This is a genomic window from Caldicellulosiruptor hydrothermalis 108 (genome assembly GCF_000166355.1).
Classification (GTDB): Bacteria; Bacillota; Thermoanaerobacteria; order Caldicellulosiruptorales; family Caldicellulosiruptoraceae; genus Caldicellulosiruptor; species Caldicellulosiruptor hydrothermalis.
Map to the genome: position 1 here is coordinate 455,743 of NC_014652.1, position 26,054 is coordinate 481,796.

A 26,054-nucleotide genomic window follows, 5' to 3' on the forward strand; every position below is an offset into this window, starting at 1 on the left:
AGGTAGGTGGTTTAAACAATGCTCAAAAACGTTCTTCGATACCCCGGCGGAAAATCAAAAGCATTAAAATACATATTACCAAACTTGCCTGTTGGTTTTAGAGAATACAGAGAGCCAATGGTTGGTGGTGGAGCAGTCGCTCTTGCAGTAAAACAACTGTATAGTAATGTCAAAGTAAAAATCAACGATTTAAACTACGATTTAATTTGTTTCTGGAAACAATTGAGAGATCGACCTACACAACTAATAGAAGAAATCTCTAAAATAAAGGAAAACTATAGGGACGGACGAAAACTATATGAACTTCTTACAAATCAAGATAAAGGAGATGAATTTGAGAGGGCTGTAAGATTTTATGTGCTCAATCGCATAACTTTTTCTGGCACGGTAGATTCTGGTGGATATTCACAACAGTCTTTTGAAAATCGCTTTACATGGAGTGCCATATCCAAGCTTAAACAGGCCGCAGAAATTGTGAAAGACTTCGAAATATCTTGTGGCGACTATGAAAGATTGCTATTCGAGCCAGGAGAAGACGTATTCATTTTTTTGGACCCGCCCTATTACAGTACTGCTGAATCCCGATTGTATGGGAAAAATGGCGATTTGCATTTAAATTTCGACCATGAAAGGTTTGCCTTTAACATGAAAAAATGCCCTCACCTCTGGATGATAACGTACGATGATTCACCAGAAGTCAGAAAACTATTTAAATTCGCAAACATTTATGAGTGGGAGTTGCAGTACGGCATGAATAACTACAAACAATTAAAAGCTGAAAAAGGAAAGGAACTTTTTATAACCAATTATAAATTGGAGGAACTACGTCAAAAAGAAAAATACGCACTTGGTCTGTAGGCAGGGCCATCTCAAGTCCTGCCTTAATTTTTTGTCTAATCAAAACAATCTTTCTAATAATTTTATCAGCAAATTTAATTTGTCTTCTGGCATTCGTAAAGCAATAGCCAGAAGTTGCTTCAACTCAGGCGATAAATCCATCTCTGGTTTTGGAATATTCGTTAATCCTAGTAGATAATCAGTACTCACATCAAAAAACTTTGCAATTTTTATTAGCGTATTTAGGTCTGGACTCCTCTGTCCTTCTTCATACTTTGCTATGGCACTTTCTGATAACTCAAGCATCTTGGCAAGTTCCTGCCTGGACATCTTTTTTTGCATGCCAATAAATTTTATATGGACATTATGTCCTGACAATGGACAAATTGTGTGGTAAATATCCAGAGTCTGCACAATATATCCATTTTGAAGAGTCTTCTTACGCTCAATTAGTTACAGAAACGACAGACAAGACTGTGTATACCAACAAATGTTATAAGCAAACGCAATCAATTGACATCAATAGCAATCAATTGATATCAAATGATAGCAGTTGTAATTCTATTAACAGTTTTGCTTTACCGCTCCTTTGACACTTCTTCTAAGAATCTGCAAAGATATTCCAATTCTTTTTCAGAAAGTTTTTGGGCATACACCAACAGTTCCCGTACTTTTGGACTTTCCAGGTGTGTTTTTTCTTCACCACCAAAAAATTCAACCAGCGTAATGCCTAGAGCGTTACAAATCTTCATAATCACATCAATTGTCGGACTTCTCTCACCATTTTCGATATAACTTAGAGTTGATTGACCAACACCAGCTATTTTTGCAAGTTTTGACATACTTAATCCGCATTGTTCCCTTAATTCCTTTATCCGCTTTCCAACATCAAACATAAATCAGCACTCCTTGCTTTAGCATTAACATTGTGATTATAACACAATCACTCATAGATTAAATGACCACAATTAGGATTGACATATCAATCACATTTGTGATAAAATTTAAATGAAGAAAAGGGGGTGTGAAAAATGGTAGGAAAAAAACTAAGAGAGTTAAGAATACAAAAAAGATTATCTCAACAGCAACTGGCAAAAATTGCAGGAGTTCCACAGTCTACCATCTGGTATATCGAAAGTGAGAATAGAAATCCAACAATAAAAACAATGAAAAGGTTAGCAACAGCTTTAGGAGTTTCCATAGAAGAATTTCTTGATTCTGAAACAAAGGAGATGATTACAAATGGCTCGCAAAAGAATGATTGATCCTTCAATATGGAGCGACGAAAAATTAGGACTGTTATCTCCATTACATCGATTACTGTTTATAGGTCTGTTTTCAAATGCCGACGACGAGGGAAGATTACCCGGTCACCCAAACTACATTAAATCACTGATTTTTCCCTATGATAATGATATCACACCGCAGAACGTTGAAGCAATGCTCAATGATTTAAACAGCAAAGGTTTTATCCTGACGTATATGGTTAACGGACAGCGATACATTCAGGTTGTTAACTTTCTTAAATATCAGAAAATTAACCGACCTACGCCTTCTAAAATTCCCCCACCACCAGTAGAAACAACTGTAAAAAATGCTACATCATGTTTCAGTGAGTCCTCACTGAATACTCATGGAGTACTCAATGAATACTCATTGAATACTCACGAAGTATTCACTGAAAACTCATTGAATACTCATGAACAATTCACTGCCCAAATAGAAAAAGAAAAAGAAAAAGAAAATAAAAATAATAAGGATGTAGTTACTAACGTAACTACATCACGCACTGGCTCTGACGAGCCTGCGTGCGTGGCTGAAGAGTACAAGATTTCCACTTCTACCCAGGAGAAAAAATTAGAAGGTGAACAGGGAATGGCAGTTACTTCCGAACCAGAACAGGTAACCGAAACTGCAGTACAACTCGATACAAACAACAACGCTCTAAATACTACTGGGGAAGATGAGTTAGAACAACTGCTGGAAGAATTTTTCGAGGATGAGGGAGAACCAGCTGAAAACCAGGACACTGCTAAAACCAAGGAACCCTTAGCTGCTACTGGGGAAGGTGAAAAGGAGAAATCTTCAGACCCAGTAGAAGTACCTGGAAACCAGGAAACTGCCAAATCCAAGGAACATCTAATTATTACTGGGGTGGAATTAGAAGACAGCGAAGAGTGTAGTACAATACCGCAAGCCCAGGATACTGCCATAACAGATGAAATAGAACTGCTGGAAGGGTTTTTCAAAGACAGTAGTGACCAGTGCACGACGATTGATACCGCTACCTGCGATAGTACACCTTTCGCTGAAAGGAAAGACACAGCAACTGCGTGTATGACTGTCGCAGAATCCATGGACAGTAAAGTAGTAGAGATAGGTGATTTCGTCCGTGGGGTTGTTGAGAATTTCAAGCAGGAATTAGAAACATCGCCTGCATCAGAACCAGTTACACAGGATAAACTCAAAGAGATAAGTCAGATACTGCAACAAAACAAAATAGAGTGCAGAAAAAGAGATGCACCTGCTACTAATGATGATGATTTTCAGGAAGAGGAAAAAGAGATTCAAGAACTTACTAACCAGAAACTCATAGCCCGGTTGGTTGGCAAATACAGACGTGTAACAGGAATGAAAAGCAAGGATGATTTCCCGCGCATAGGACATCTATACCTTGAGTTTAACTATGCCATAGTTGAACAGGCAATTGGAGTTATAGAAAAACGCATAAAACAAAATGTCAAAATAAAAGACCCTGTAGCTTATCTGTATAAGGTTTGCGAAGGTATTGAAAAGAAAATGGAAGAAAGACATGAAAAATACAAAAAGAAAGAAAACAAGGGCCGACACTATAGTCTGATTAATTTTTCACCTGAGGTTTTAAAAATTGTTGAAGGGGGTTATCAGAATGATTTATGAAGCACAGGACTATGTTATTGCATGCTGGTTACTCAATGATGAGTTCAGACATAAAATTCTGGAAACCAGCATGGATGATTTTGAAGAACTATCTCTTGCACAGCAAATGTTCAAGCTTATTCGCGAAGAATACCTGAAAAATCCCAAATTTGATATTTCTGATATTATGCTTTCACCGGCAGGTAAAAGATATCAGGATTACATCAGAGATGTCACAATTGAAATACCAACAACCCAACTTTTCCCCCACTATTATGAGCGATTTAAAAAAGATTCTCAGCAGCGGAAAGTTAGAAAGTATCTTGCTGAATTGTGTCTTAGCAATAGCGATATAGATATACCGGAAGTTGTCCAAAAACTTCTTGAAATTGCAACAGGTGAAGAGAAAACAAAATCTGCAGGTCCAAGAGAACTGGCAATAGAATTATACGATTTTCTCGAAGAAGCCTACAACTTGAAAGGTAAACTGCCGGGTATTTCTACAGGGTACAAAGCTTTAGACTGCGCTATAGGTGGAATTCTTGATAACATGTACATCATTCTTGGCGGTCGACCATCGATGGGCAAGAGCGCATTTGCCATAAATCTTGCATTTAACGTGTTGAAAAACAAAGGTAAAGTTCTCTATGTATCTGTCGAAATGTCAAAAAAGCAAATACTTGCTAGAATTGTTGCACGTGTTATAAAACTTCCACTCAACGATGTTAAGTTTGGTGTCTTTGGTGATGAACAGTGGATAAAAATTACAAAACAGTTGATACCATTTCTTGCGCAGAGTGGGTTTCATATTCTGGAAGGTGAAACAAAAATAAGTGAGATTCTCAACGAAGCAAAAAGACTCAAAGCAAAGTACGGGAAACTTGATCTGCTTGTGATAGACTATTTGCAAACTTTGAGACTGGGCGAAACAAAACGCTCTGAATACGAAAAAGTTAGTGAAATTTCGAGAGCATTAAGAGAATTTGCAAAACAGGAACATATACCAGTGCTGGGTGTTGCTCAATTGAACCGGGATTGCGAAGAAAGAGAAAATAAACGACCGGTGCTTTCAGACTTAAAAGAGAGCAGCCAGCTGGAACAGGATGCAGATGTCATCATGTTCCTGTACAGACCAGCGTACTACGATGAGGAATTTGAAGATAAGACTCTCACAGAGCTTATCATAGCCAAAAACAGAGATGGTCAAACAGGAACAATTCTGTATTCATGGCTTGAACAATATCAGGTCTTTGTCGAAAGGGAAAACGTTCACAAAACTATCAGTCAGGCAGAACAGGGGAAATAAGGAGGTGTGGAAAATGCTTGAATTTCAAAAAGTTTTACAGAGGGTTATACAACTTGCAGAAGAAAGAGAAAAAGCATATATGCGATATTGCACACTATTGTATGGTCAATATAACAATACTTCTTCAATCGCACTTGATAAAGTTATGGAAAAAGAGTTCTCCTGCCCGACTGAAATTGAATCTTGTCGGGAAGTATGGTTAACAAAAGAAATAAAACTGCGCAGATTTTTGTATGGTCTTCCTGAGAGAACAGTTCAAATGATAGTCACAGTAGCATATTTCGGACGTGATAGAGATCCTTCGATTCTGAACTGGCTGCGGGGAAGCAGACACTGGGAAAGAAAAGAAATAGAAATAGACCAGATAGTATCGAAGCTCAGACTCGGCAAGTATCTAAGAGATGGTTTAGAACTTTTGCAAAATCCGAAATTCAAAGGGATGTTTCTCAAAAACGCTGGTATATATAATAATGAGCAACAAATCGGTCAGAAAGGAGAGTAGGGATGTACAAAGGTTATTTCGACGGCGCATCAAAAGGTAATCCCGGTCCAGCAGGGGCAGGAATTGTTATTGTCAACCCTGCTGGCAATGTGATTCTGGAATACTCCAAAGAACTTGGTATTAAAACCAATAACGAAGCGGAATATCTTGCACTAATAGAACTTCTGCAAAAGGCTCTGGAGTTAGGCATAAAAGAACTGGAAATTTTGGGAGATAGCCAGCTTGTTATCAACCAGGTATTTGGCAGCTGGAACATAAACATGCCACACCTGTATGCACTATATGAACAAGCAACAGAACTGTTAGAAAAATTCGACAAAGTCAAAGCTAAATGGATTCCAAGAGAAAAGAACCAGCTTGCAGATTCGCTTTCTAACAAAGCAATAACCAGACCGACACCCAATATCTTCCCAGTAGAGAAGTTAGAACAAATAACAGACCACATTTTCATTGCTCATGGCACAGAAGACTATGCTGTAGATCTCCTGCACAGAGCCTGCACATGCCCTGATTTTGTAATGAGACACAGAGAGTGCAAGCACCTTCTGGCAGCATACAGGGTTGTAGATAGACCAAAAAAACAAATAGAAACCACCGGATAATTTTTGTGGTATAACTTTGTTGAAGACAAAAACAAGAGAGAAAGGAGATGTTAATAGTGGTTAGAATCAAAAACCGTGTTGTGCTTGCTTTGTTAATAATAGTTCTCGTGCTTTCCTTGTTTTCCTTCTCATTTGCAGCAACACAGAAAACTTTAAGTGTTAGTTTCATTGATGTCGGGCAGGGTGATAGTATTCTAATCCAAACTCCACAGGGCAAGAATATACTAGTCGACAGCGGACCAAACACAGCAGAAAGTTCAGTCCTTGATTTTCTTAAGAACAGGGGTATCAAAAAAACTTGACGGCATTATAGCTACCCATCCACATGAGGACCACATAGGGAATATGGATGCAGTAATACAAAACTTTGCAGTTGGCAAAATATACGCACCAAATGCAACATCCAACACAAAAGCTTTTGAGAGTTTCCTGCTGGCAGTCAAAAGTAAAGGTTTAAAACTCTCAATTCCAGAAGTTGGACAGGACATTTCACCTGATAGTAAAGTTAAGATGATAGTTCTCAGTCCAAGCAAAAAGGACAGGTACGAAGACTTAAACGACTATTCGATTGTGCTAAAAGTTGAATACAGCAAAACGAGTTTCTTGTTGATGGGGGACGCAACAACAAGTACAGAAGAGAAACTTTTGCATGATGGCAAGTTGAAGCAATATCTAAAATCAAACGTTCTTAAGGTTGGCCATCATGGGTCCAAGTATTCATCAAGTTCAACATTTTTAAGCACCGTCAAACCAAAGTATGCTGTTATTAGTGTTGGCAAGGATAATCCATATGGGCATCCAGCAGCTATAACCCTCTCAAAGCTGAGAAGCGTAGGTGCTGAGATTCTGAGAACAGATGAGCAGGGAACAATAACAATAACGTCTGATGGACAAACAATCAAGATAGACAAAAAAGCATCTGCAATAAAACCACAAGCACCACCCAGTAGTTCAACAAGCAAATATGCGTACATTGGCAATTCAAATACGAAGAAGTTTCATTATCCTTGGTGTACATGGGCAAAGAAAATTGCTCCATACCATAGGGTATACTTCAAAACCAGACAGGAAGCTATTTCTGCTGGCTATGTGCCCTGCAAGGTTTGTAAACCATAAGTTAGGAGATGATTTAGATGGCAAACTTTCAGCTAACATACAGGACAAAGAAATCAGCTAAAATTCACAAGATCACAATTCAAGCAAATAGTGTTCAAGAAGCACAGGAGAAATTAGAAAAAGCTATTGATTTTGTTGATGAGTCCTACGACAGAGCAGTAACAACCGTGGAACCATGGATGTTGTGGGACGGCTGGGGTATGAGTGTAGGGTGTGAAAAGTGTATTTTGTACGGTAGGAAAGCGCCATGCTGGGGAAAAGCTCAGTGTCATGGGTTCACAAATGGCTGTACGTGCAAGAAGTGTGAGAAAAAATATAAGAAAAAACTCGCATAAGGAGTGGTAATTATGGACCTGTGGATGTATTGCGAAACCTGTGGATATTTCGAAGGCTGGACAACCTGCTATGGCTTTTGCCACTACTACAACAGAGATGTAAGCAGATGGGACTACTGCGATTGGCACACTAAAAACAATCCAGATGGTCCATGGGTTGCAGAAATTGTCAATGATGAGTGGTAAATCACTAAAAGAAGGAGTGGTTTTTGTGGCTATTTTTATCGGAACTGTACATGAAGTTAATGAAAGGTATGTGAAAATACGAGTAGAAAAACATCCAGAAAGGGAGTTTAGTGGTTTTGTTGTTTTTAATAAGGAATTCATCCCCTTGGATTTTCAACCGATCAAGGTAGGAGATGAGTTTTTTATAGACATAGCAGTTAACGAACAATTTACAAAAAATTTGAGAATTCTCAAGGAAGCTTTAAATAGACACGAAGAAAAGAGTCAACTACCCACCGCTCACAGGAGCGGGGCTTGTCAGCAGGGGTGGACTGCTGACAGGTCTGCCTGACGGCAGGTAGTTGAACGTGGGTGATGCTGTAGCAGTACCTGACGTTCCGGGACAACACTCCCCGTTCCGGGAGACAGCGGTGAAATCCCGCAGCCCTACACAGGGTGCTACAGCACGCCTCAGGGAGACCTACCACCTCTACAAAAGGTGCCCGGATCATAGGGCTCCTTTTACAGGAGGAAGGAAAATGCTATTGTTCACCATTGACAGGAATGGAAAACCGGGACATCCAACAAGAAGATTTGATATGGTCAGGAAATTGGTAAAAAGAAGAAGAGCAAAAATCATTGGCGGTGGCGCTTCTGGCAAACCACCAGTAGTAATGTTTCTGGACAGAGAATTTGACTATTCAAAAACAGTGAGCAGGAAACTCATCATAGTGCTTGACCCTGGATATCACTGTATAGGTTTTGTAGTATGCGAACTTAAGGGTGGAAAACTAATTGTGTACTGTACAGGGATTCTGGTTTCCAGAATCCCTGAAATCAAGGAACTGATAACAGAAAGAAAAGCACACCGGAGAAACAGAAGGTATTATTCTCGGTGCAAAAAGAAACGTTTATCCGCCAGACAGAACAGGGTTTTACTAAAATTCAAGGTGCCAAGAACAGTAAGGGATAGAGACAGGTTGAATGCTACTCTCAGACATGGCATAGAAACCCACCTCAACCTTTACAAAAAACTCTTAAAGTTCTTTCCATTCCCAGCAGAGCAGGTTGTGTTCGTTATGGAAGACAACATCTTTGATGTCAGAACAATGACGTGGGGTAAAACAGATGGTACAGGGTATCAAAAATCACCCAGAGTTCCAGCAGAGAAGAAGTGTATTATCTGCGGTTCAAAAGAAAAATTGCAGAAACACCATTTGATACAGCGCAAATATGGTGGTACTGACATTCGGGAAAACGTGGTATACCTTTGCAGGGACTGTCATGAAGACGTTCATGCTGGAAGAGTGTATATACCGGTGGAAGGTGTCAGGCAGTGGCGTGCACTGGGTACAGTCAATGCAATAATAGGACGTTTGCGAGAAATACCATGGTTGAAGTTTGTACCTGCATCTGATGTAGCACAGATGAGAAAAAGGCTGGGCCTTGAGAAAGGGCACGCCAATGATGCTCTGGCAACAGCAGCGGTCTTTTGCAACTGTACAGAAACTGACAGAACACACATGATTGAGCTAACCCTGGTAAAGTTCAGAAGACACAACAGGGCAAGAATACACGCTGTAAGGGATAGGTTGTACAAGGTTAATGGTAAGATTGTGGCGAAGAACAGACGTAAGAGGACAGACCAGAAAGAACCGTCCTTTGCAGATATATCACCACTGTCACCGGAAATTCAAAGAAAACTCAAGGTGTATCCCGGTACAAAGATTCTTAACCCACTGCGAAAAGAAACACCGACCATAGCGGGTGATGTATGGATTTACGAACCAACAGGCAAAAGGTTTGTAGCAACAGGTGTGGTATCCCAGAAGTATTTGTATTCGCCACAGCTGGAGAAAATAGTGGGGAAGACATACGTCAAACCAGAAGAGTGCAAACGTGTACTCCGTAACGAAGGAATAGTTGTTATGTACAACAGTCTATACCACAATTAAGAACCCACTTGTTACCAACAGCGCATTCATCTCCATCTTAAAGAAGATGGAGTCTTCTGCGCTGGTTTATGATAAACACACTTTAGGGTTGTAGAGAAGAGGAGATATACACATGTTTTTTGTGAGCATTAGAAAGAGCCCTGGAGCCTATATTCCCAGGGCTTTTTGGTTATAGCAAAATACCTTTCCGAGCTTTTGATGGAGCTCAGACAAAGGCAAAAACACGAAAAGCCTGTGAGAACCAGAGAAGTATTTTGCTTTTTCGAACTGATGTTCGCTATTAAAATTGCCTCCGCTGAAATAGCTGGGTTTTGTCGATGTGTCCTGCAAAGACCCAAACCAAAAGCCCTTTGCGGATACATGGCGGTTCTCAGAAACCTTGAGACACCTGTTTTTGCAGGCAGCAGGCAAACCTGCAAAGGGCTTTTGAGCCGGGGTGGCGTGACAAAATACGCAAAAAGGCAGGGATAAGGTCTGTAAACGATTACATAGAGTTGGGCAGGGATGGTTTCATCTGCTGAAAAAACTGGCTCTAAAGTTATAGCAAAATTCTCCCCAGCAGCTAAAAAAATGTTGCAAACAGAATAAAAAAGTGGTATAAATATATTAAGCAGACGTGTAATAAAAACACGTCTACAAAAATGTAAAATTAAAAGCGGAGTAAACCGTTTGGAAGTATACCACCAGGAGTATACAGTTTGCCAAAAACAGTTAGCCCTGACTTGAGCGTCTAAGCTCGGTCAGGGCTTTTGTGTTTTCTAGTTTGCTGAACTTGTTGTTAATCTGGTACAGGGTCAAATTCCCTTTGCAATAAGGGTGGACAGGAACAAAAAGAAAAACAGCTGATATCATCATCAACTGTTTTCACTACTCTAAAACCCTGTACCATATTCCAATAAATCAACCCCTGTTCACCCTTAATTAAATTATACCACAGTCTCATAAGTTTTGTATCTGAAGTTTTTATATCACCCCTGTTTGGCAGTTTGCCAAATACAGTTTGCCTGCCAGGGGGTGGAGTTTGCAATGTTTAAGCTGAGTTTTGATGAGCAAAAAGAACTGGTTTGCAGGATAAAACAGGGCGACAAAAAGGCAGCCGAAGAATTAATCTGTGCATATGAGCCTTTGATTATATCATTTGCTGCCAAATACAACAAACCGGAGATCTTCGAGGACTTAAAGCAGGAAGGCTACTGTGCAATATTACAGGCTGCCAGGAAGTTCAATGTGAGTTTGGGTGTTTCCTTCATTACTCTTGCTGTGTACTACATTAAACGCAATATGGACAGATGTGTGAACAGGGATAGAACAATCAGACCACCATTTAATAAGCCCAGCACTGAAATCCCACAGGTGATTTCAATGGATGCTCCTGTTAACACAAACAACTATGATGACGAAGAGTTAAGAGTGAAAGACACAATTCAGAGTTCTACTGCTGATGTTGAGGAAAAAGTAATGTACAATGAAACTCTGAGAAAACTTGTTGAATTGCTTTCAAATGAAGAAAGAAAAATCCTGTTGCTGCGACTCAAACAATACAGTTACAAGGAAATTGCAGAAAAGTTGGGACTGACTGAAAAACAGGTTGCTACAAAAGCACAAAAAATCCGTGCTAAACTTCAGTGTCTTCTGAAAGCATCGTAGTGCAGGGGGTTTGCTCCCCCTTTCCCTGCACTCGATAGTTGGCAAACCAATGTATGAGTGGTACAATATTAATCAAAATAACTAACTTCGTAATTTTTCCCCTTAGCGGGAGCACGGAAGCTTAACGCTACCTTCGTTTTTCCCCACAGCGGGAGCGGAGCAGGTTAAATGCCTGCGGTATTTCAAACAGGTCAATACAACAGTTTGCCTAAAATAGTTAGCCCTGATTTGAGCTTTTAAGCTCAATCAGGGCTTTTGCTTTGTTTTGGGAGTTTACAGACCTTTTTGAAAAAAGCAGACACACTGGGGGTAAAAAGAAAAAACAGATGAAATGATTCTCATCTGTTTTCCCTGCACCAATTTCCTTTACACACTATCTCTGTGCACCCTCACCTATAATTATACCATGCCAAACATACAATGCAAAATTGCATCTTGGCAGTTAGCAAATAAAAGTTGGCAGGGAGTGGTTAAGGATGACCATTTTCAACGCCTGCAAAATAGAAGATGGCAAAATCTACTACTTCAACTGGTTTGTCGGTATTGTAAAAGGTATAAAGGCGCTTGTTCTTGAACGCTACTGGTGCAGAGAACTTGAGTGTTTTCTGGAAGAGTCAGGACTTGTGCCGGTTTGGGTTTCTTCCTTGCCAGAAGTAGAAAAGACAGGCTGAGGGTTTACCTTTGCCCTCAGCTCTGGAAGTTTGCTAATCAACAGTTTGCAGGGGGGATCCAGGTGAGTTTGCAAAAGCGAAGACTACAAAGATATCTGCAGAGACTTGTTCTCAGAAATTATAAACTACTGGATAAGGGCAAGAAAACAATCGCTTTTGCAGATGCAAGAGGTGTGTTTGTTTCATATTATTTTGATGCAGTCGAGCTCAAAACAGGAAAGTCTGTAAAACTCAAGGTAGAAACTTTCTATTATCTTGGGGAAAAACACGCAACCCCAGAAGAAGTTTGGTACTCATTGGGTGGGAAATAACTCCCACCCAGGCAGTTCGCAAACAGAAGTTTGCAATGAAGTTGTTGCAAACAAAAATTTTTGTGGTATAATAAAAATAGAAGTTAGCCTTGAAAAGTTAGCCACAGGTTGTTTGCCAGGGTCTAAAAAACCTGCAGACACCTGTGGCTTTTGTATTTTCTGTAGCTTGGAAAGTAAATATTCAGTTTGCCGGTAGTTTGCCTAAAGAAAGTTAGCCCTGAGCGAGAAGTATAAAAAGCTTCTTCTCAGGGCTTTTCGTGTTTGTAAGGTCGTTTCAGTTTGCAGGTCTGGTTTGCAAATCCAGTCTTGGTAGTTTGCTAAGCAAAGTTTTCAGGGGGCGATCCAAGATGATGTTCATCGACTTCACAACTGCCGATAACTGTAGGAATCCATGGGCTTATGAAATTTGTGTGAAGTGCAATGCATGTGGACGTATTAACAAAGACTCTATGCTACAGGACAGACTAAAAGTTCTGGAAGAATATTTGCAGGAGAGAAAAAGTTTTGACCGGTGGTCTGATGATAAAGAAATACGGAAAATACAGGAACAGAACTTGAGAACTCAAATTAAAGAGTTAGAAGAAGAGATAGAGAAAATAAAGAAACAGTTAGCAAAAGGCAAGCAAGGGTAATCCCTTGCTCCGGTAGTTTGCCAAATAAAAAAGTTAGCGAGGGGGTAGTTAGCAATGCCAAACTGGTGTAGAAATGTGCTTGTTGTCAGCGGTTCTGAAGAAGATGTAATGAAGTTTGACAGACAATTTTACAATATTCCGCAGGTGTATCCAGGACACAAGAAACCAACCAGAAAACAGTATACTTTCTCAGCACTCCGACCAATACCCGACACAATACTTAAAAAAGGCTACTGGGACCCAAGCCCAGAAGGTTTCAAAAAGTGGAAAGAATTTATCAACAAGTACGACAAGGCAGACATTTTCTACATTGCTTCGCTGCCGGATGAGGAGTTCCCCAACGGTTACGAATGGCAATGTGCTAAATGGGGAACAAAATGGGATCTTGTGGACGATGAAGACGTTGATGTAAAAGTTATAAAAGACAATGCAGGAAACGCTACAATAATGTACACATTTGACACTGCTTGGTCACCAGTAGCACCGCTTGTAGTACATGTTGAAAAAAAGTATCCGAACCTTAAATTTGAACTTGAATTCGTTGAAGATTGTGGTGGATTCTTTGGATACTACAGAAATGGTGGCTATGCTGAGTATACGTTTGAAGATTTGAAACAAAAACCGGAGTTGCTTGCTGATTTCAAGTACATTCGCATTCACGACTACCTGTAAAAAAATTGGGCAGGAGAAGGTTTCCTGCCCGGTGTTTGGCAGTTTGCCAAAAATAAGTTTGCGGGAGGTAGTTGGTTATGAGTGATGTAAAAGAACTTGCAAAGATTGAAGGGGGAACAGTGGAATACGATACTGAAAGCGGAAAAGTTAGATTGTCGCCTGAAATTGTCAAAAGATACTTGGTCAGTGGTGACCCATCGAAGGTAACTGATGCAGAAGTGCTTATGTTTTTAAAACTCTGCCAGTACCAAAAACTTAATCCGTTCCTAAGAGAGGCATATTTGATAAAGTATGGTGACGAACCAGCTACAATTGTAGTTGGCAAAGAAACATTCACCAAAAGGGCCTCAAAATGTGAACTGTGTGCTGGCTGGCAGGCCGGGGTAATCGTGAGAAAATATAACAGAGTAAATGAAATCAAAAGGAAACTTATAGAAAAAATCAAAACGGTTGCAGCAAATGAAGACGAGAAGAAACTTTTAATGGACTTTGTTAACTATGTCGTAGAACTTATAAAAACGTCAGAGTACGAATTAGAGTACAGGGTTGGAACATTGGTGCAATCGGATGAGGAACTAGTTGGTGGCTGGGCTAAAGTATTCAGAAAAGACTGGGCAGTTCCAATAGAAATTAGCGTCTCGCTACAAGAATATATAAGAAAGAAAAAAGATGGGCAACCAACACGAAGTTGGAGAGAAATGCCAGCCACCATGATAAGAAAGGTTGCACTGGTACAGGCGCTCAGAGAAGCATTCCCAGAGCAGTTTCAGGGAATGTATGCCCCGGAGGAAATGCCAGTGGACAGTGCACAACTGCCAACTGAACCTGTTAGTACCATAGAAAACTACTACCAAGAGCCTACTATTGGAACAATTAGTACGAGCTATACTGAACAAGCAAATAGACAAGAAGAAAAAGTTGTCCCACTGCCTGCAAAAGAATCAAAAGTCGAAGAAACACAACAATCTGCTCAGTCTACTGTTATTGAACTCCACAATGTTGGAGTCATTGGTGACCCAGTTATCATGCAAAGCAAAAAGGGAACAGACTACATGAAGGTAAAGGTAATTGCTGATGAAGGCGAATTTGAAGTGATTATTAACCAGAAAGAAATCATGGAACAGGTCGAAAAAGGATTCATTTTCAGCAGAGTTACAATCAAAAAACTCTCATCCGGTCTGTTGTTTGTAACTTCTGTTGAAGAATAAGGCAGGGAGTTCCCCCCCCCTTCGCCCTGCCTCGGAAGTTTGCAAAAACAAAGTTTGCAGAAAGGAGTGTTTGCTCATGGCAAAGTTTGTTAATTGCACACCACATGCTATCAACATTCAAACTGAGCAGGGGATTGTCACAATCCCACCAAGTGGAATCAGTATCAGGATAGAGTCTCAACAAACCCAAATTGGTGAGATTAACGGTATCCCAGTAGTAAGAACAGTCTACACAGGACTTAACTTACCAGAACCTGAGCCTGATACAGTCTATATTGTATCCACTGTTGTTTTACAGGCTGCTCGTGAGATGGGGATTCAAAGAAATGACCTTGTTGCTCCTGATACTGGTCCACAGTCTGCTGTACGTGACGGGACTGGGCAGATTGTAGCTGTCCGCAGGTTCCAGGTTTTGTAATGCGGCGGCTACACTGCCACGCTCATCCTGGTAGTTGGCCAATTAAAGTTGGCAAGGGGGAGTTGCAAAATGAGTGATATCAAGAACTATAGAGAATTGTATAACTTTGTAACCGAGCAAGACCCAAACGCTCTGGAAAAACTCATGATCTTTGAGAAATTCTTGTTGGTGCGATGTGGTTTTGAGTGGTTGTCAGATGATACCCAGGACCAAATTGTAGAAAAACTCCATAGTGTCTATGCAGAAATGGCAGACAAGGTAAAACTCAGCGATTTCTTAAGTGCAGTGTACGAATTAATATACGAAGACTTGAAAGGAAAACCTGAAAAGATACTTAGATTTCAAAAGAAACACATTTTGGACAAAATCGATTCTTTCTTGTGCACTGCGTGATGAGACAGGTTACCAGCCTGTCTCTGCCTTGGAAGTTTGCCAAATCAGAGTTTGCCTTAACCTGAGTTTGCAACAAAACCAATAACGCAGGTTGTAATCACCCCCTTTATACATGGGTGTGTTGGGGAAAGGAACAAACAAAAAAAGGGGGTGATAACAATGGGTGTAGAAATTGCAAAAGTCTTAATAATAGCTGTTACAGTTGTTGCTGCTGGACTTGTCATAGGTCTCACAAAAGCAAACTACACCATAAGCATTAAGATTGGAACTATGCAAATAGACATAAAAAAAGAGGTAGTATCCTGATACTACCACACACACCCATTGACCTGCGTTAACATAGATTCCCCAACACACCCTAATACAATTATACCACAAGTGAATAATCACAGACAATTTATTTTGGAAGTTTGCCAATCATCGTTGGCGGATAATTCAGTTTGCTTACTAGGAAACAACGCAGGAACATCACCCCCAGACAAAAAATATGCGGGTACGTTAGGGGAAAATCTTACAAAAGAAGGGGGTGATGAAGTTTGGATAGGGTAATAATAGAACTTATCGCCAGATCATTGACCCTCATTGCAATTGCATTTGCTGCACTTTTTGTTCGAGCAAATGTTGATATAGAAATCTCTCTCAAACCATTCAAAGTCCACATAAAAAAGAAAGTAGTTAGGTAAAAACCTAACTACTCCCTATTCAAACACCTGCGTTCATATAACCCCTAACGTACCCACCTAATATCATTATACCACAAGAAGGAGGAGAAACAACCCTATGCTGATGCAAATTCTCAAAGTTGTTGCTACAGTTCTCGACTGGGCTTTATGGTTGAGTATCCTCGGTTTTGTGCTACTGGTGGGATACTGCTTAGCTTTTAAGAAAAATGTACAGTGGAAATTTAGAAATTTTGAGTTTGTTATCAACACTAAAGACCAGCAGGCAGACCACCAGTAGTTTTTCCCCTTTCTTTTTGGCAGTTCGCCAAAAATAGTTTGCAAGGGGGAATCCGGTATGGTTGAAACGTGGGTGGGAAGTTATTCAAAGTTGGCATTATTCGAAAAGTGCCCGAGAGCATATTACTACAAATATGTTCAGGGGCTTGAATACTCTACACCTGCTCTGGAACTTGGTAAAAAAGTCCACGAGGGAATAGCAAAGTTTATAACTACTGGGGTGTGCAGTGTTGAGATTGCAGAATTCATTACACCGCGTGTCAGACAAAAACAAGGTATCGGTACTGAGTGTGTAGAAAAATCTATCAGGTTCCAGGTTGATGATGTCACAGTAGAAGCAGTAATAGACTTGATTACACCAGATGAGATAATTGACTGGAAAACAAACTGGGTGAAAAATGCTGATCCACGACAATTAATTTTATACCACTATGGTGCTAAAAGAGTAGGACTTGCAGGAGTGGGCAATAAAGTTTACTTTCATTATCTACGATACAACGAAGATGAAGAAGTTGATATCAGCACAAATGCAACTGCAATCACGCTGGATTGGGTTAAGGCAACATATGCAGCAATTTCTGAAACACAGTTTGAATACGATCTGACTGAAGATATTGGTATTTTCAACAAAACTGATAATCCTAAAAACTGTCTAACATGTCCTTATAGAACAGTATGCAAAAATGTTAATACTACTGAAGATGCTATCAAACTTGCAAGAGAAATTGAAGAGTTAGAAGCACTGCTTGAACTTAAAAAAGAAATGTTAAGAGATTATATTGAGGAATATGGAGAAATACAAACGGAAGCAAATTTGTGGAAACTCACAGTAGTAAATAACTGGGACTTTGATACGAGAAAAGTTTATGACTATATCCAAAGCCTTGGCAAAGACCCGCTTCAATTTTTGAACTGTACATTGACAAACCTTAAAAAACTTAAAATACCAGAGCAGGAACTGGAAAGACTGGGCACCAAGAAAATTACTTACAGACTTGCAAAGTCAAAAATCAAAGAGGCAAGATAGACCTTGCCTCGCTCCCCTTGGTAGTTTGCTAAATACAGTTAGCAAGGGGAGTGAGTTTGCATGGATTATGTCAAGGTTTTTGAGAAGGGGTCTTTCAACGAAGTTCACATCACGAAACTTAACCTTGATGAGTTGCGGATACTCAGAACTGATTTGACTATCATCCTGAGTAAGATTAATTTCTATCTTAACTACGGCGTTTATCCAGAATACCCAACAAAAAAGTACACAATCAGGGTACTCAGAAACGATGTGTTTGTCCCACGAAAAAATGCAGACCAGCAGATAGTCAAAGAACAACTCACAGAGCTAATAAAATATATCGACTGGCGTATCCAGGACATGGAATTGGACTTGCAGGAACAGGAGAAGGAAAGAAAAACGGCATAAGGCTTTTGCCTTGTGCCGCCTTCCTTTGGAAGTTAGCAAAGGAGGGTTTGCAAGATATGATTAAGTTTGCTTTGGTACGTTTGAATCCAACAGGGGCAACCAATTTGTATATACTGAGCAATCCTACCACTATAGATTCAGATGAAATCAAAAACAGATTGAGAAAGGTGCCTGTAAAGCTTTTGTTAAACTACATTATTGACGCAGAGAAGGGTCAATTAATTACACGCTTTGTATTTGCAGTACCTGAATCACTTGTCAGGAGATTTGCAGCGTAGGAAGGGTTTGCCCCTGCCCTTCCTGCCTGGAAGTTTGCAAATTAAAGTTGGCAAGGGGTGAAAGTTTGTTATGAGTGATAAGAGTGATAAGATTTTCTTTGGAAGTAAGGTTTCTCAAATCGTCACAGACAGAATAATAAAGAAACTCGAACAGGGTGTTATCCCCTGGCGTCAAAGCTGGACATCCTCCGGTTTGCCAGTAAATTGGGAGACAAAAAGACCATACAGCGGTGTCAACTTGTTATTGTTGGATCCGGGAGCTGAATATTTGACATTCAACCAGATTAAGAAACTGGGAGCCCGACTCAAAAAAGGTGCCAAAGCTCTGCCAGTGGTTTTCTGGAAAGTTGATACTATTGAAATAGAAAAGCCAGGGGATAAAACACAGAATGAACAAGAAGAAATTGAAGTTGTAGAAGAAACTGAGAAAACCATCAAAACAGTCTACCTGCTTCGTTACTATCTTGTGTATGACGTCAGAGATGTAGAAGGTTTGCCAAAACGTAAAGGACAACAAGAAAAAATACAACCCGATTACACTCACAGGACACAAAAGGCTCTAACCATCGTGAAGGAATGGAGTAAGATATGTACCATAAAACACGGCAGCAACTATACACCAAGTTATTGCCCGTTAACAGACACAATCTATATGCCAACCTTCGATAAATTTGTAGGGGCACACAAAATAGAGGAATACTTCAGCACTATCTTTCACGAAATAACACATTCTACAGGACATAGAAATAGACTTAACAGAATTAAACACTCAAAGTACGGAGACTGGCACTACTCATTGGAAGAATTAACCGCTGAAATCGGCAGCGCAATGCTCCTAAATATCTGTGGACTGGATGTCCCAGAAGTCCTTGACAACAATGCAGCATATATCAGCTACTGGCTTGAACAATTAAGAAATGACAAGACATTAGTAGTTAGAGCAGCAGGTAGGGCAGAAAAAGCAATTGAGTACATCTTGGAAAAAGTTGATGAAAAACAGGACAAACAGCTGCAGCAGGCAAGTGCTTAAGCTCAAGGCAGGGATAAAACCCTGCCTATTTTTTTTGGGTAGGTTTTCAAAAAGTGTGGTATAACAGAATAATAGGAACACAATATTCAGGGGGTATTCAGAATGAAAAAGGTCATTGATTTTGCAGAAGCAAAGAAGAAATTGTTGCAAAAGAAAAAGGATGAAGAATTAAAAAAGTTCAATCAGGATGTTAACTTCTTCGTTGAATGGATAGAGGCAAATATGTCTGAGGAAGAGAAAAGAAGAAGACAGGAACTTGAAGAAGAAATTGAAAGGGCACTGCAGGAACTTATGTCGAAATCAACACAGAAACCAACACAGAAAGGAGTGTAACCATGCAATTCTATAATGCTGAAAAAATGATAGAAGACTTTATTTACGCATGGGGTTGCTGCACTGTAGAACACATCCGAGAACTTGTCCACCCTGCACCAGAAAATAAGATCCGGAGACTTATAAAAGGGCTACTGATTGAAGAACAGGATGGAGTGTTAAGACCTATTTTTTCGCAACTGTCGTATCTTGAAACACAAAGAACATTAAAATTTCTTGACTTTCTGGTCAAATACCTGCAGGACAAGGTAACAGACTACAAACCAGCCCAGTATCCATATGTAGCAATTGTAAGAACAACAAAGGGCAAAAATGCTTTTGTATGCTATGTAATGGCAGGAGAAGAAACTATAATTAGAGACGTTATCAATACTGCACCACCTGAAAATATTATCTTCATTCTCGAAAAACCAGAAACAAAAGAAATATTGCAGAGCGTAAATTGTAAACTCAAAACATTTTTGAATGCACAAAGCGGTGAGAAGGTGTAAAAAGGTCTTTTCAACTTTCTTCTCTTTTGATAAAATAAGAACAAAGGGAAAGCTGAAGTCTGAATGCGTCTACCAAAATGTAAAAATAAAAAACCTTGTTTTTAACTCAGCAAATGTGGTATAATAAAACCAGAAGGCAAGTTCTGCAGGGTAAAAGCATCTACAAAAAAGTAAAAATAAGATTGGAAGTTTGCCAACAGGAAAGTTAGCCCCGAGAGAGTACCATATACTCATCGGGGCTTTTGTATTTTTCGGACCAAGTTTGCTAGTCCAGCCAGAAGGGTCTCTTCCTCCCCCGTTCTGGCAGTTTGCCAACAAAAGTTAGCGACAAAAAAGTTTGAAAATTAAACACATGGGGGAGGAAGGGACTATGAGAGAGTTAGTTGATATCACGATGCAAGATGTTTTGGATAGAGTAAGAATAACAGTGCTAAAACAAAGGGGTAATGAATTGAACTGCTTGTGTCCTTACTGCGATGAACCACACAGACGGGAAGGACATCTTTACATCAACATTGCTAAGGATACATTCATTTGCCATAAATGTGGCAGACAGGGAAACGCACTGCAACTGTACGCACTTTTGACAAACCAGGACACAAAGGAAGCGTACAAAGAACTTGCACAGGAGATAGCATCCGGTTCACAAAGGTTGCACCATATACAGTACAAACTCCAAACCAGAGAAGCACAGCCAAAATACATCGCACCGCCAGAAGTTAGAGATAAGGTCTATAGAGAATTTCTAAAACTACTTACTTTAAACGAAAAACACAAAGCAGACTTGCTCAGACGTGGACTGTCAGAAACAGCTATCAGAGTAAAAGGTTACAAAACACTCTTTGTAGAAAAAGAGAAAAGGCTTGAGATTTGTAGAACTCTGCAGACAAAAGGTTACAGTTTGGAAGGTATCCCTGGATTTTTCAAACACAAAACTACTGGGGAATGGGATTTTATCCCCTACCAAGGTTATGCAATACCAGTCAAAAATCTAAATGGACAGATAATCGGGTTGCAGGTCAGAATGGACGAACCATGCTTGTCTAAATATCGATGGTTTTCATCGTCCAGTAGCAAGGACGTTGGAACACCAGCAGAAGCAAACTTGCATGTTACAGGTAGTTGTTCTGATGATGTTGTTTATATTACAGAAGGGGTGTTGAAGGCAGATGTGGCAGCATATTTATCGGGAAAAATGTTCATTGGACTACCTGGCGTTAGTTCCTGCCACAAACAACTAATACAAACATTGCAACAATTACAGCCCAAGCTTGTCATTCTTGCATTCGACATGGACTACAGAGAAAAGAAAGAAGTAGCATACAATCTTGAAAAAATTAAAAGCATGCTTGCAGAAAATGGCTTTAAATTTAAACAGATAGAATGGGATGCAAGATTTAAAGGGATTGATGACTACTTATTGCATTTGAAACAAACACAAAAGAGGAGCGCTTAAAGAGGCGCTCCTTCTTTTTATTGTCATGTTTGCCAGTATGTGATGTTAGAAAAATGTTAGAAAAATTGTGCTGGAAAATGTATACCCTGCAATGGTATATGTTCAAGAACTCCTAAAAATATTAATGGCGGAGAGAGAGGGATTTGAACCCTCGGTACCCCTTTTGGGGGTACACACGATTTCCAGTCGTGCGCCTTCGACCACTCGGCCATCTCTCCGCTACTATTCCCTTTTCACTTTATCTATTATAAGGCATATTTTGAGTTTTGACAATGGGAAAGTTAAAAGCAAGAAGTAAAAACTCGAAAAGTTATATTTGAATAACAGAGTATCTTTCATTGTTCAATACTTCAAGCATAAATTCTACAGGATCTGGAAGTTGATTTTTAATAAGGTTTTCAAATATTTTTTGAGACATTCCAGATACTAAAAGTACATTTGGTGTTTCTTTAGTTACAGGAATGTTGTTATGCCTTGATGAGACATTCCAGAACACCAAAGTAGGCAACTCATATCCATGATTTTTATACCTTTCTCTTATCGCATCAAAAAGTGGTGCGTCAGGTGAAACTCTTGTGGCTTCGTCAAACTCCATGTCTGAGACAATATATAATTTTTTGGGCAAGTCCTCTTGTGCTAAATTTTTATTTATTGCAATATTTAATATGAGTGTGAAGACTGCTTCAATATCTGTGTTGCATTCCCAGTCTGCATTCTCTAAAAATTTAACTTTCTCATAAATAGTTTTTCCTTGGATTTTTTGTAACTTAGGTTTCGCAGAAAAAGTAATAAACCTATTATGAAAAATTCCTTTATTATTTTCTGCATAATACAATGCTAAACCAATAGAAGCAGCAATTCCAAGAGCATACTGACCACATGCATAAAACATAGAACCTGATGTATCTGCTACAACAAGAGCATTCTCTGATGTGTCAATCTTTGGAATGTTTTGCCACAGAAGATCCAGATGTTTCTTTTCTTCAAGTGACATTTTACCTCTATCTATAAGTATTTGTCTTACAATCTGCACAGCAGAGAGTGTATTTGTATTAATCTTTTTCTTTTCCTGAATGACTTTTTCAATGTACTGAGTGTATCTGTCTTTGTCATTTCGCAAAAATGCTTTTCTGTATTTTAGCATTGCTTGTGAAGGGACTTTTTCGTAATCGAATGTATAGTCTTTCTCTGATAGTCTTCTTTCCAAAACATCAATTCTTTTTCTAAGTTCAGCTAATGTTTTTCTATATTCTTTTGGTGTCATCGAAAGGGCTTTACGAGTCTTCTTTGCAAGTTTTACTGACTCTTTTGAAGAAGTATTTTCACTTTTGAGCCATTTTGCCAAAAGTGATGGGTTTTCTGATTTTAAGTCTTCAGACAATTGCTGTTTAATAAAAAACCACATGGAGTTTTCAACTGGTGTGTCAATCAGTTCATATAAGTCATCCCACCGTCCAAAAAAAGGAATAAAGACAATGTTTTTTCTGACAATATCCGGATGGGTTTTAGCAAGGTGTTTGAGAACAACTCTAAAAACTCTACGTTCACCAAGTCCTTTTTTAATATCCCTTGTGAAGAATAAATTTTTCATAGCAAGCTGCTTATCTTCATAAAATGCTTTCATAAATAAAGATATAATTCTATCCTCTGGTTGAAATCTCAAACCACCACTCATTGAAAACCAATCAAGATTTGCATTGAGTGTAGATTGAAATGTCAGTGCATTATTTTCTGTGCGAGAAATGTTTGTTGATTTTTCTAACTCGTTGAGAAACTCATCACTCATCACATTTTCCTCCAAAGCATTAGTCTATTTTAAATACATAAAGACACCTCTGTCTTCAAGATGCATGATGGCTTCGAACCATCAGCCCACAGAAAAGTCTGCAGGCCTATCCAAAAAATATTTGCTGTCTGCATCTTTGACAGAGGTACTTTACAAGACCCCTTTTCGCTTTGAGATGACATTTGCTGTTGGGGTCTTTTAAAAGAATTAAAAAACGAGACACTTTTTCCTCAGCTTGTATCTTCGCTGTTAGTGTCTCTTTATTCAATTTAAATTTATCAAAAAAGAATCTTTATGTCAATACAATATAAATTTTACTTATAAAAATTAAGAAAACTAAAAATATATTGCTTAAAAAATCAAAAATGCTTCTATTTATGAGAAAAGAAATAAAAAGCGATAAATTTGTTGTATTTAAATCGATATTTTCGACAAAAACTCTGAAATTAAGTTCTTGACAACTCAAGAAAAACACTTTATAATATTTACCCCTCTATTTACAAAAAAAAAGAATAGTGATATAATAATATTGTTTTTAAATGTAGTAAAATGGAGAATTTTTCATGCAGTCTGAAAACTAAATATTTTTAGAGGGGCAGTGATGTTAAGGTGGTTGATAAACTTCACCTTCAACAGCTGAAAAAAGACATTGAAGCCCTAAAAGGCGAAAAGGTTTTAATTCGCGCAAATAAAGGACGCAAAAAGATGATTGAGGTTGAAGGTATTTTAGAGAACACTTATTCGAACATCTTTGTTGTCAAGTTTCCAGTTGACAGAGAATGTAAACAGTACAGGTGTGTGACATACACCTATTCAGATCTTATTACAAATACAGTAGAAATTATACTTTGTAGGACAAATACAAAGGTAGGCGTTATGTAAACTCTATGGTTTCATCAATTTTCCTTGTACGTTTTTATTATAATCAAAAATACTGATTTGTCAACTACTCAAAAAGAGCTTATTCTAAAACTTTTTAGAGTAAGCTCTTTTTTATTTTACATATTCTCGGGACATCCTGGCATATATTTATATAGAAAAGAACATTAAATGGAGGCAAGTTTAGAATTGGAAAAGAGGTTTGAAAAAGTTGAATACATGAACGTCTACGGTACAGATTCGCAGAAGGTGATTGTTGAAGGAGAGATTTTGCTTCCTGAGATAAAACCAGACGCTGTGAAAGTGCTTCAGACTGATAGCGAAATTCTGATTACAAATGTTGAAGTTTTAAACGACAAAGTAATTGTTCAAGGTGAAATAGAATTCAGAGTAATTTATCTCTCATCTGACCCGCAGAGGAAAGTTGCCTCTGTTTCAAGTTCAGCAGAGTTTTCAAAGACATTTGACATGTTGGGAGTAAGACCTACAATGGCGTATGAGGTCAAAGATGATCTCATTTATACCTTTTGCTCTCTTTTGAGTCCGCGCAAACTTTCTGCCAAGGCAATTGCAGAGATTACCGTTTTGATAAAAGCCCCAGCTACTGTTGAGTATCTTGCCGACATTGAAGAAGATTCAATAAAGTATTTAAAAGAAAAAATCTCAATTTCAAATCCTCGTACTATGACAGAGGAGATTTCAAAAAGAGAGATTTTAGAGATTCCCCAGGGTAAACCTTCAATCAGAGAAATATTGCGATGTTTTGCAAGGCTTTCAGACAAGAATATCAAGTTTGACAGGAAAAAGATCACCTTTGACTTAAAAGTGGACTTAAAAACCCTCTATTCACCAGATGTTGGTCAAAATCCTATTGAGATGGTTGAACATGAGGTATTAATTCAGCACTACTCTGAACTTCCAGATAGTCCCGATGATGTAGAACCAGTTGTTAAATTTTATATCAAAAGCTTCAAGGTTTTGCCTAAGACTGATGAAATAGGCGAACTTCGCAGGATAGAGTATGATATAACCATTGAAGCTGAGATAACATTTCATGATGTAAAAACCATTGAACCCATTGTTGATGCATATTCAACAGCGTATGAGATAAAAGATTCAAAGAAACTGCTCAGCGTAGAACAGTTTGTTGGAAAAGGTCGGCATGTGCATCTTTTGAAAGATACAGTTACACTACCTACCGAACCTGAACAGGTCTTTTCTGTATCTGGTAGGATAGAAATCGATCTTATAAAACCAGAAAAGAATAAAGTTAATATAAAAGGTGTTGCTGTTATCTTTTTGATTTATCTTTCTAAAGACCTGCAGGATATCATAAAAAATACAACCACGCAAATTCCTTTTGATGTGAAATTAGATATGGAAGGTGCAGAGGAAACCGACAGAGCGTTTGCAAATATCGAAATAGAAAACATATCATTTTCCATTATTTCTACATCTGAAGTTGAGCTGCGTATTCATCTTGCAGTTGAAGTGTGGGTAAAAAGAGCGCTCTCAAGAGAGATTTTGTCTGACGTTGAGTTTGTAGAAGAGATGAAAAAAGAAGATGAGAGGCTTGCAAGTGTGTACATTTATACTGTCCAGAAAGGTGATACTCTGTGGAAAGTTGCAAAAAAATACAGAACAACAGTAGAAAAAATTATTGATTTTAATCAAATAGAAAAAGAAGAAATTGTGCCTGGTCAAAAACTTTTAATAGTAAAATAGAAACTAAACTGCCTCATTTAGAAGTGAAATTC

The 26,054-nt window shown here is 38.8% G+C and carries 35 protein-coding genes and 1 tRNA gene; 32 read left to right on the plus strand and 4 right to left on the minus strand.

Features of this window, described 5'->3' with window-relative positions; genetic code table 11:
* Positions 1-18 precede the first annotated feature (18 nt).
* Complete coding sequence (locus CALHY_RS02075) at positions 19-858, plus strand: DNA adenine methylase (RefSeq protein WP_013402366.1); 840 nt, start codon at positions 19-21, stop codon at positions 856-858.
* A 39-nt stretch (positions 859-897) separates the two neighbouring features.
* Here CALHY_RS02075 and CALHY_RS02080 read toward each other — a convergent pair whose 3' ends face one another.
* Positions 898-1,251, minus strand: coding sequence for a helix-turn-helix domain-containing protein (locus tag CALHY_RS02080; RefSeq protein ID WP_238524566.1), 354 nt, complete (start codon positions 1,249-1,251; stop codon positions 898-900).
* 164 nt (positions 1,252-1,415) lie between these two features.
* On the minus strand, positions 1,416-1,733 hold the full coding sequence (locus tag CALHY_RS02085; protein ID WP_013402368.1) for a helix-turn-helix domain-containing protein: 318 nt from the start codon (positions 1,731-1,733) through the stop codon (positions 1,416-1,418).
* Positions 1,734-1,868: 135 nt separating this feature from the next.
* On the opposite strand from CALHY_RS02085, the gene CALHY_RS02090 reads away from it, so the two are divergent.
* The 29 genes from CALHY_RS02090 (at position 1,869) to CALHY_RS02225 (ending at position 21,632) form a co-directional block, all read left to right on the plus strand.
* Positions 1,869-2,102, plus strand: a complete 234-nt coding sequence (locus CALHY_RS02090) for a helix-turn-helix domain-containing protein (RefSeq protein WP_013402369.1) — start codon at positions 1,869-1,871, stop codon at positions 2,100-2,102.
* 217 nt (positions 2,103-2,319) lie between these two features.
* A complete protein-coding gene (locus CALHY_RS02095) occupies positions 2,320-3,756 on the plus strand; it encodes a hypothetical protein (protein ID WP_148222333.1) in 1,437 nt (478 codons plus the stop codon).
* Positions 3,746-5,041, plus strand: coding sequence for a replicative DNA helicase (locus CALHY_RS02100; RefSeq protein WP_013402371.1), 1,296 nt, complete (start codon positions 3,746-3,748; stop codon positions 5,039-5,041). Before CALHY_RS02095 ends, CALHY_RS02100 begins: the two co-directional genes overlap by 11 nt.
* Positions 5,042-5,054: 13 nt before the next feature.
* Positions 5,055-5,543: a DUF3775 domain-containing protein gene (locus CALHY_RS02105; RefSeq protein ID WP_013402372.1), complete on the plus strand. Its 489-nt coding sequence runs from the start codon at positions 5,055-5,057 to the stop codon at positions 5,541-5,543.
* A 2-nt stretch (positions 5,544-5,545) separates the two neighbouring features.
* A complete protein-coding gene (locus CALHY_RS02110) occupies positions 5,546-6,145 on the plus strand; it encodes a reverse transcriptase-like protein (protein ID WP_013402373.1) in 600 nt (199 codons plus the stop codon).
* Between the two features lie 56 nt (positions 6,146-6,201).
* Positions 6,202-6,447 (plus strand): MBL fold metallo-hydrolase, encoded by a 246-nt coding sequence (locus tag CALHY_RS13835; protein WP_238524567.1) that lies wholly within the window; start codon positions 6,202-6,204, stop codon positions 6,445-6,447.
* A 43-nt stretch (positions 6,448-6,490) separates the two neighbouring features.
* The gene (locus tag CALHY_RS02115; RefSeq protein ID WP_238524568.1) at positions 6,491-7,261 is read left to right on the plus strand and encodes an Ada metal-binding domain-containing protein; all 771 of its coding nucleotides are present in this window, start codon (positions 6,491-6,493) and stop codon (positions 7,259-7,261) included.
* A gap of 17 nt (positions 7,262-7,278) precedes the next feature.
* Positions 7,279-7,596: a hypothetical protein gene (locus CALHY_RS02120; protein ID WP_013402374.1), complete on the plus strand. Its 318-nt coding sequence runs from the start codon at positions 7,279-7,281 to the stop codon at positions 7,594-7,596.
* Positions 7,597-7,608: 12 nt separating this feature from the next.
* Positions 7,609-7,782: a hypothetical protein gene (locus tag CALHY_RS13625; protein WP_013402375.1), complete on the plus strand. Its 174-nt coding sequence runs from the start codon at positions 7,609-7,611 to the stop codon at positions 7,780-7,782.
* Positions 7,769-8,113, plus strand: coding sequence for a hypothetical protein (locus CALHY_RS02125; protein WP_041723086.1), 345 nt, complete (start codon positions 7,769-7,771; stop codon positions 8,111-8,113). The genes CALHY_RS13625 and CALHY_RS02125 overlap by 14 nt, the downstream gene beginning before the upstream one ends.
* Before the next feature lie 187 nt (positions 8,114-8,300).
* Positions 8,301-9,716: an RRXRR domain-containing protein gene (locus tag CALHY_RS02130; RefSeq protein WP_013402377.1), complete on the plus strand. Its 1,416-nt coding sequence runs from the start codon at positions 8,301-8,303 to the stop codon at positions 9,714-9,716.
* 1,026 nt (positions 9,717-10,742) lie between these two features.
* Positions 10,743-11,363 carry a sigma-70 family RNA polymerase sigma factor gene (locus tag CALHY_RS02140; RefSeq protein WP_013402378.1) on the plus strand — a complete coding sequence of 207 codons (621 nt, stop codon included), beginning with the start codon at positions 10,743-10,745 and terminating at the stop codon, positions 11,361-11,363.
* Between the two features lie 476 nt (positions 11,364-11,839).
* Positions 11,840-12,034 carry a hypothetical protein gene (locus tag CALHY_RS02145; RefSeq protein WP_013402379.1) on the plus strand — a complete coding sequence of 65 codons (195 nt, stop codon included), beginning with the start codon at positions 11,840-11,842 and terminating at the stop codon, positions 12,032-12,034.
* Positions 12,035-12,096: 62 nt separating this feature from the next.
* Positions 12,097-12,345, plus strand: a complete 249-nt coding sequence (locus CALHY_RS02150) for a hypothetical protein (RefSeq protein ID WP_013402380.1) — start codon at positions 12,097-12,099, stop codon at positions 12,343-12,345.
* Between the two features lie 350 nt (positions 12,346-12,695).
* Positions 12,696-12,977 (plus strand): hypothetical protein, encoded by a 282-nt coding sequence (locus CALHY_RS02160; RefSeq protein ID WP_013402381.1) that lies wholly within the window; start codon positions 12,696-12,698, stop codon positions 12,975-12,977.
* A 54-nt stretch (positions 12,978-13,031) separates the two neighbouring features.
* Positions 13,032-13,649, plus strand: a complete 618-nt coding sequence (locus CALHY_RS02165) for a DUF1281 family ferredoxin-like fold protein (protein WP_013402382.1) — start codon at positions 13,032-13,034, stop codon at positions 13,647-13,649.
* 77 nt (positions 13,650-13,726) lie between these two features.
* Positions 13,727-14,857, plus strand: a complete 1,131-nt coding sequence (gene bet, locus CALHY_RS02170; RefSeq protein WP_013402383.1) for a phage recombination protein Bet — start codon at positions 13,727-13,729, stop codon at positions 14,855-14,857.
* 76 nt (positions 14,858-14,933) lie between these two features.
* The gene (locus tag CALHY_RS02175; RefSeq protein WP_013402384.1) at positions 14,934-15,275 is read left to right on the plus strand and encodes a hypothetical protein; all 342 of its coding nucleotides are present in this window, start codon (positions 14,934-14,936) and stop codon (positions 15,273-15,275) included.
* Positions 15,276-15,344: 69 nt separating this feature from the next.
* Positions 15,345-15,668 carry a hypothetical protein gene (locus tag CALHY_RS02180; protein WP_013402385.1) on the plus strand — a complete coding sequence of 108 codons (324 nt, stop codon included), beginning with the start codon at positions 15,345-15,347 and terminating at the stop codon, positions 15,666-15,668.
* 159 nt (positions 15,669-15,827) lie between these two features.
* The gene (locus CALHY_RS13630) at positions 15,828-15,974 is read left to right on the plus strand and encodes a hypothetical protein (RefSeq protein WP_013402386.1); all 147 of its coding nucleotides are present in this window, start codon (positions 15,828-15,830) and stop codon (positions 15,972-15,974) included.
* Positions 15,975-16,204: 230 nt separating this feature from the next.
* On the plus strand, positions 16,205-16,351 hold the full coding sequence (locus tag CALHY_RS13635) for a hypothetical protein (RefSeq protein ID WP_013402387.1): 147 nt from the start codon (positions 16,205-16,207) through the stop codon (positions 16,349-16,351).
* A 97-nt stretch (positions 16,352-16,448) separates the two neighbouring features.
* Positions 16,449-16,628, plus strand: coding sequence for a hypothetical protein (locus CALHY_RS02185; RefSeq protein WP_013402388.1), 180 nt, complete (start codon positions 16,449-16,451; stop codon positions 16,626-16,628).
* 57 nt (positions 16,629-16,685) lie between these two features.
* Entirely contained in the window at positions 16,686-17,654 is a 969-nt protein-coding gene (locus tag CALHY_RS02190; RefSeq protein WP_013402389.1) for a PD-(D/E)XK nuclease family protein, read from the plus strand.
* 60 nt (positions 17,655-17,714) lie between these two features.
* Positions 17,715-18,044, plus strand: a complete 330-nt coding sequence (locus CALHY_RS02195) for a hypothetical protein (protein ID WP_013402390.1) — start codon at positions 17,715-17,717, stop codon at positions 18,042-18,044.
* A 56-nt stretch (positions 18,045-18,100) separates the two neighbouring features.
* Positions 18,101-18,322: a hypothetical protein gene (locus CALHY_RS02200; RefSeq protein WP_013402391.1), complete on the plus strand. Its 222-nt coding sequence runs from the start codon at positions 18,101-18,103 to the stop codon at positions 18,320-18,322.
* A 70-nt stretch (positions 18,323-18,392) separates the two neighbouring features.
* Positions 18,393-19,352, plus strand: a complete 960-nt coding sequence (locus CALHY_RS02205; RefSeq protein WP_013402392.1) for an ArdC family protein — start codon at positions 18,393-18,395, stop codon at positions 19,350-19,352.
* Positions 19,353-19,454: 102 nt separating this feature from the next.
* Entirely contained in the window at positions 19,455-19,685 is a 231-nt protein-coding gene (locus tag CALHY_RS02210) for a hypothetical protein (protein WP_013402393.1), read from the plus strand.
* A gap of 2 nt (positions 19,686-19,687) precedes the next feature.
* Positions 19,688-20,176 (plus strand): DUF5697 family protein, encoded by a 489-nt coding sequence (locus tag CALHY_RS02215; RefSeq protein WP_013402394.1) that lies wholly within the window; start codon positions 19,688-19,690, stop codon positions 20,174-20,176.
* 370 nt (positions 20,177-20,546) lie between these two features.
* Complete coding sequence (locus CALHY_RS02225) at positions 20,547-21,632, plus strand: DUF3854 domain-containing protein (protein ID WP_013402395.1); 1,086 nt, start codon at positions 20,547-20,549, stop codon at positions 21,630-21,632.
* A 125-nt stretch (positions 21,633-21,757) separates the two neighbouring features.
* Here the strand turns inward: CALHY_RS02225 and CALHY_RS02230 are convergent.
* Positions 21,758-21,850, minus strand: a tRNA-Ser gene (locus CALHY_RS02230).
* A gap of 92 nt (positions 21,851-21,942) precedes the next feature.
* Positions 21,943-23,418, minus strand: coding sequence for a DUF2828 family protein (locus CALHY_RS02235; protein ID WP_013402396.1), 1,476 nt, complete (start codon positions 23,416-23,418; stop codon positions 21,943-21,945).
* Positions 23,419-24,027: 609 nt separating this feature from the next.
* Between CALHY_RS02235 and CALHY_RS02245 the strand changes: the two genes are divergently transcribed.
* Together CALHY_RS02245 and CALHY_RS02250 are read left to right on the plus strand one after the other, a co-directional pair.
* Positions 24,028-24,300, plus strand: a complete 273-nt coding sequence (locus CALHY_RS02245; protein WP_013402397.1) for a Veg family protein — start codon at positions 24,028-24,030, stop codon at positions 24,298-24,300.
* A gap of 186 nt (positions 24,301-24,486) precedes the next feature.
* On the plus strand, positions 24,487-26,022 hold the full coding sequence (locus CALHY_RS02250) for a DUF3794 and LysM peptidoglycan-binding domain-containing protein (RefSeq protein WP_013402398.1): 1,536 nt from the start codon (positions 24,487-24,489) through the stop codon (positions 26,020-26,022).
* Positions 26,023-26,054: the final 32 nt, after the last annotated feature.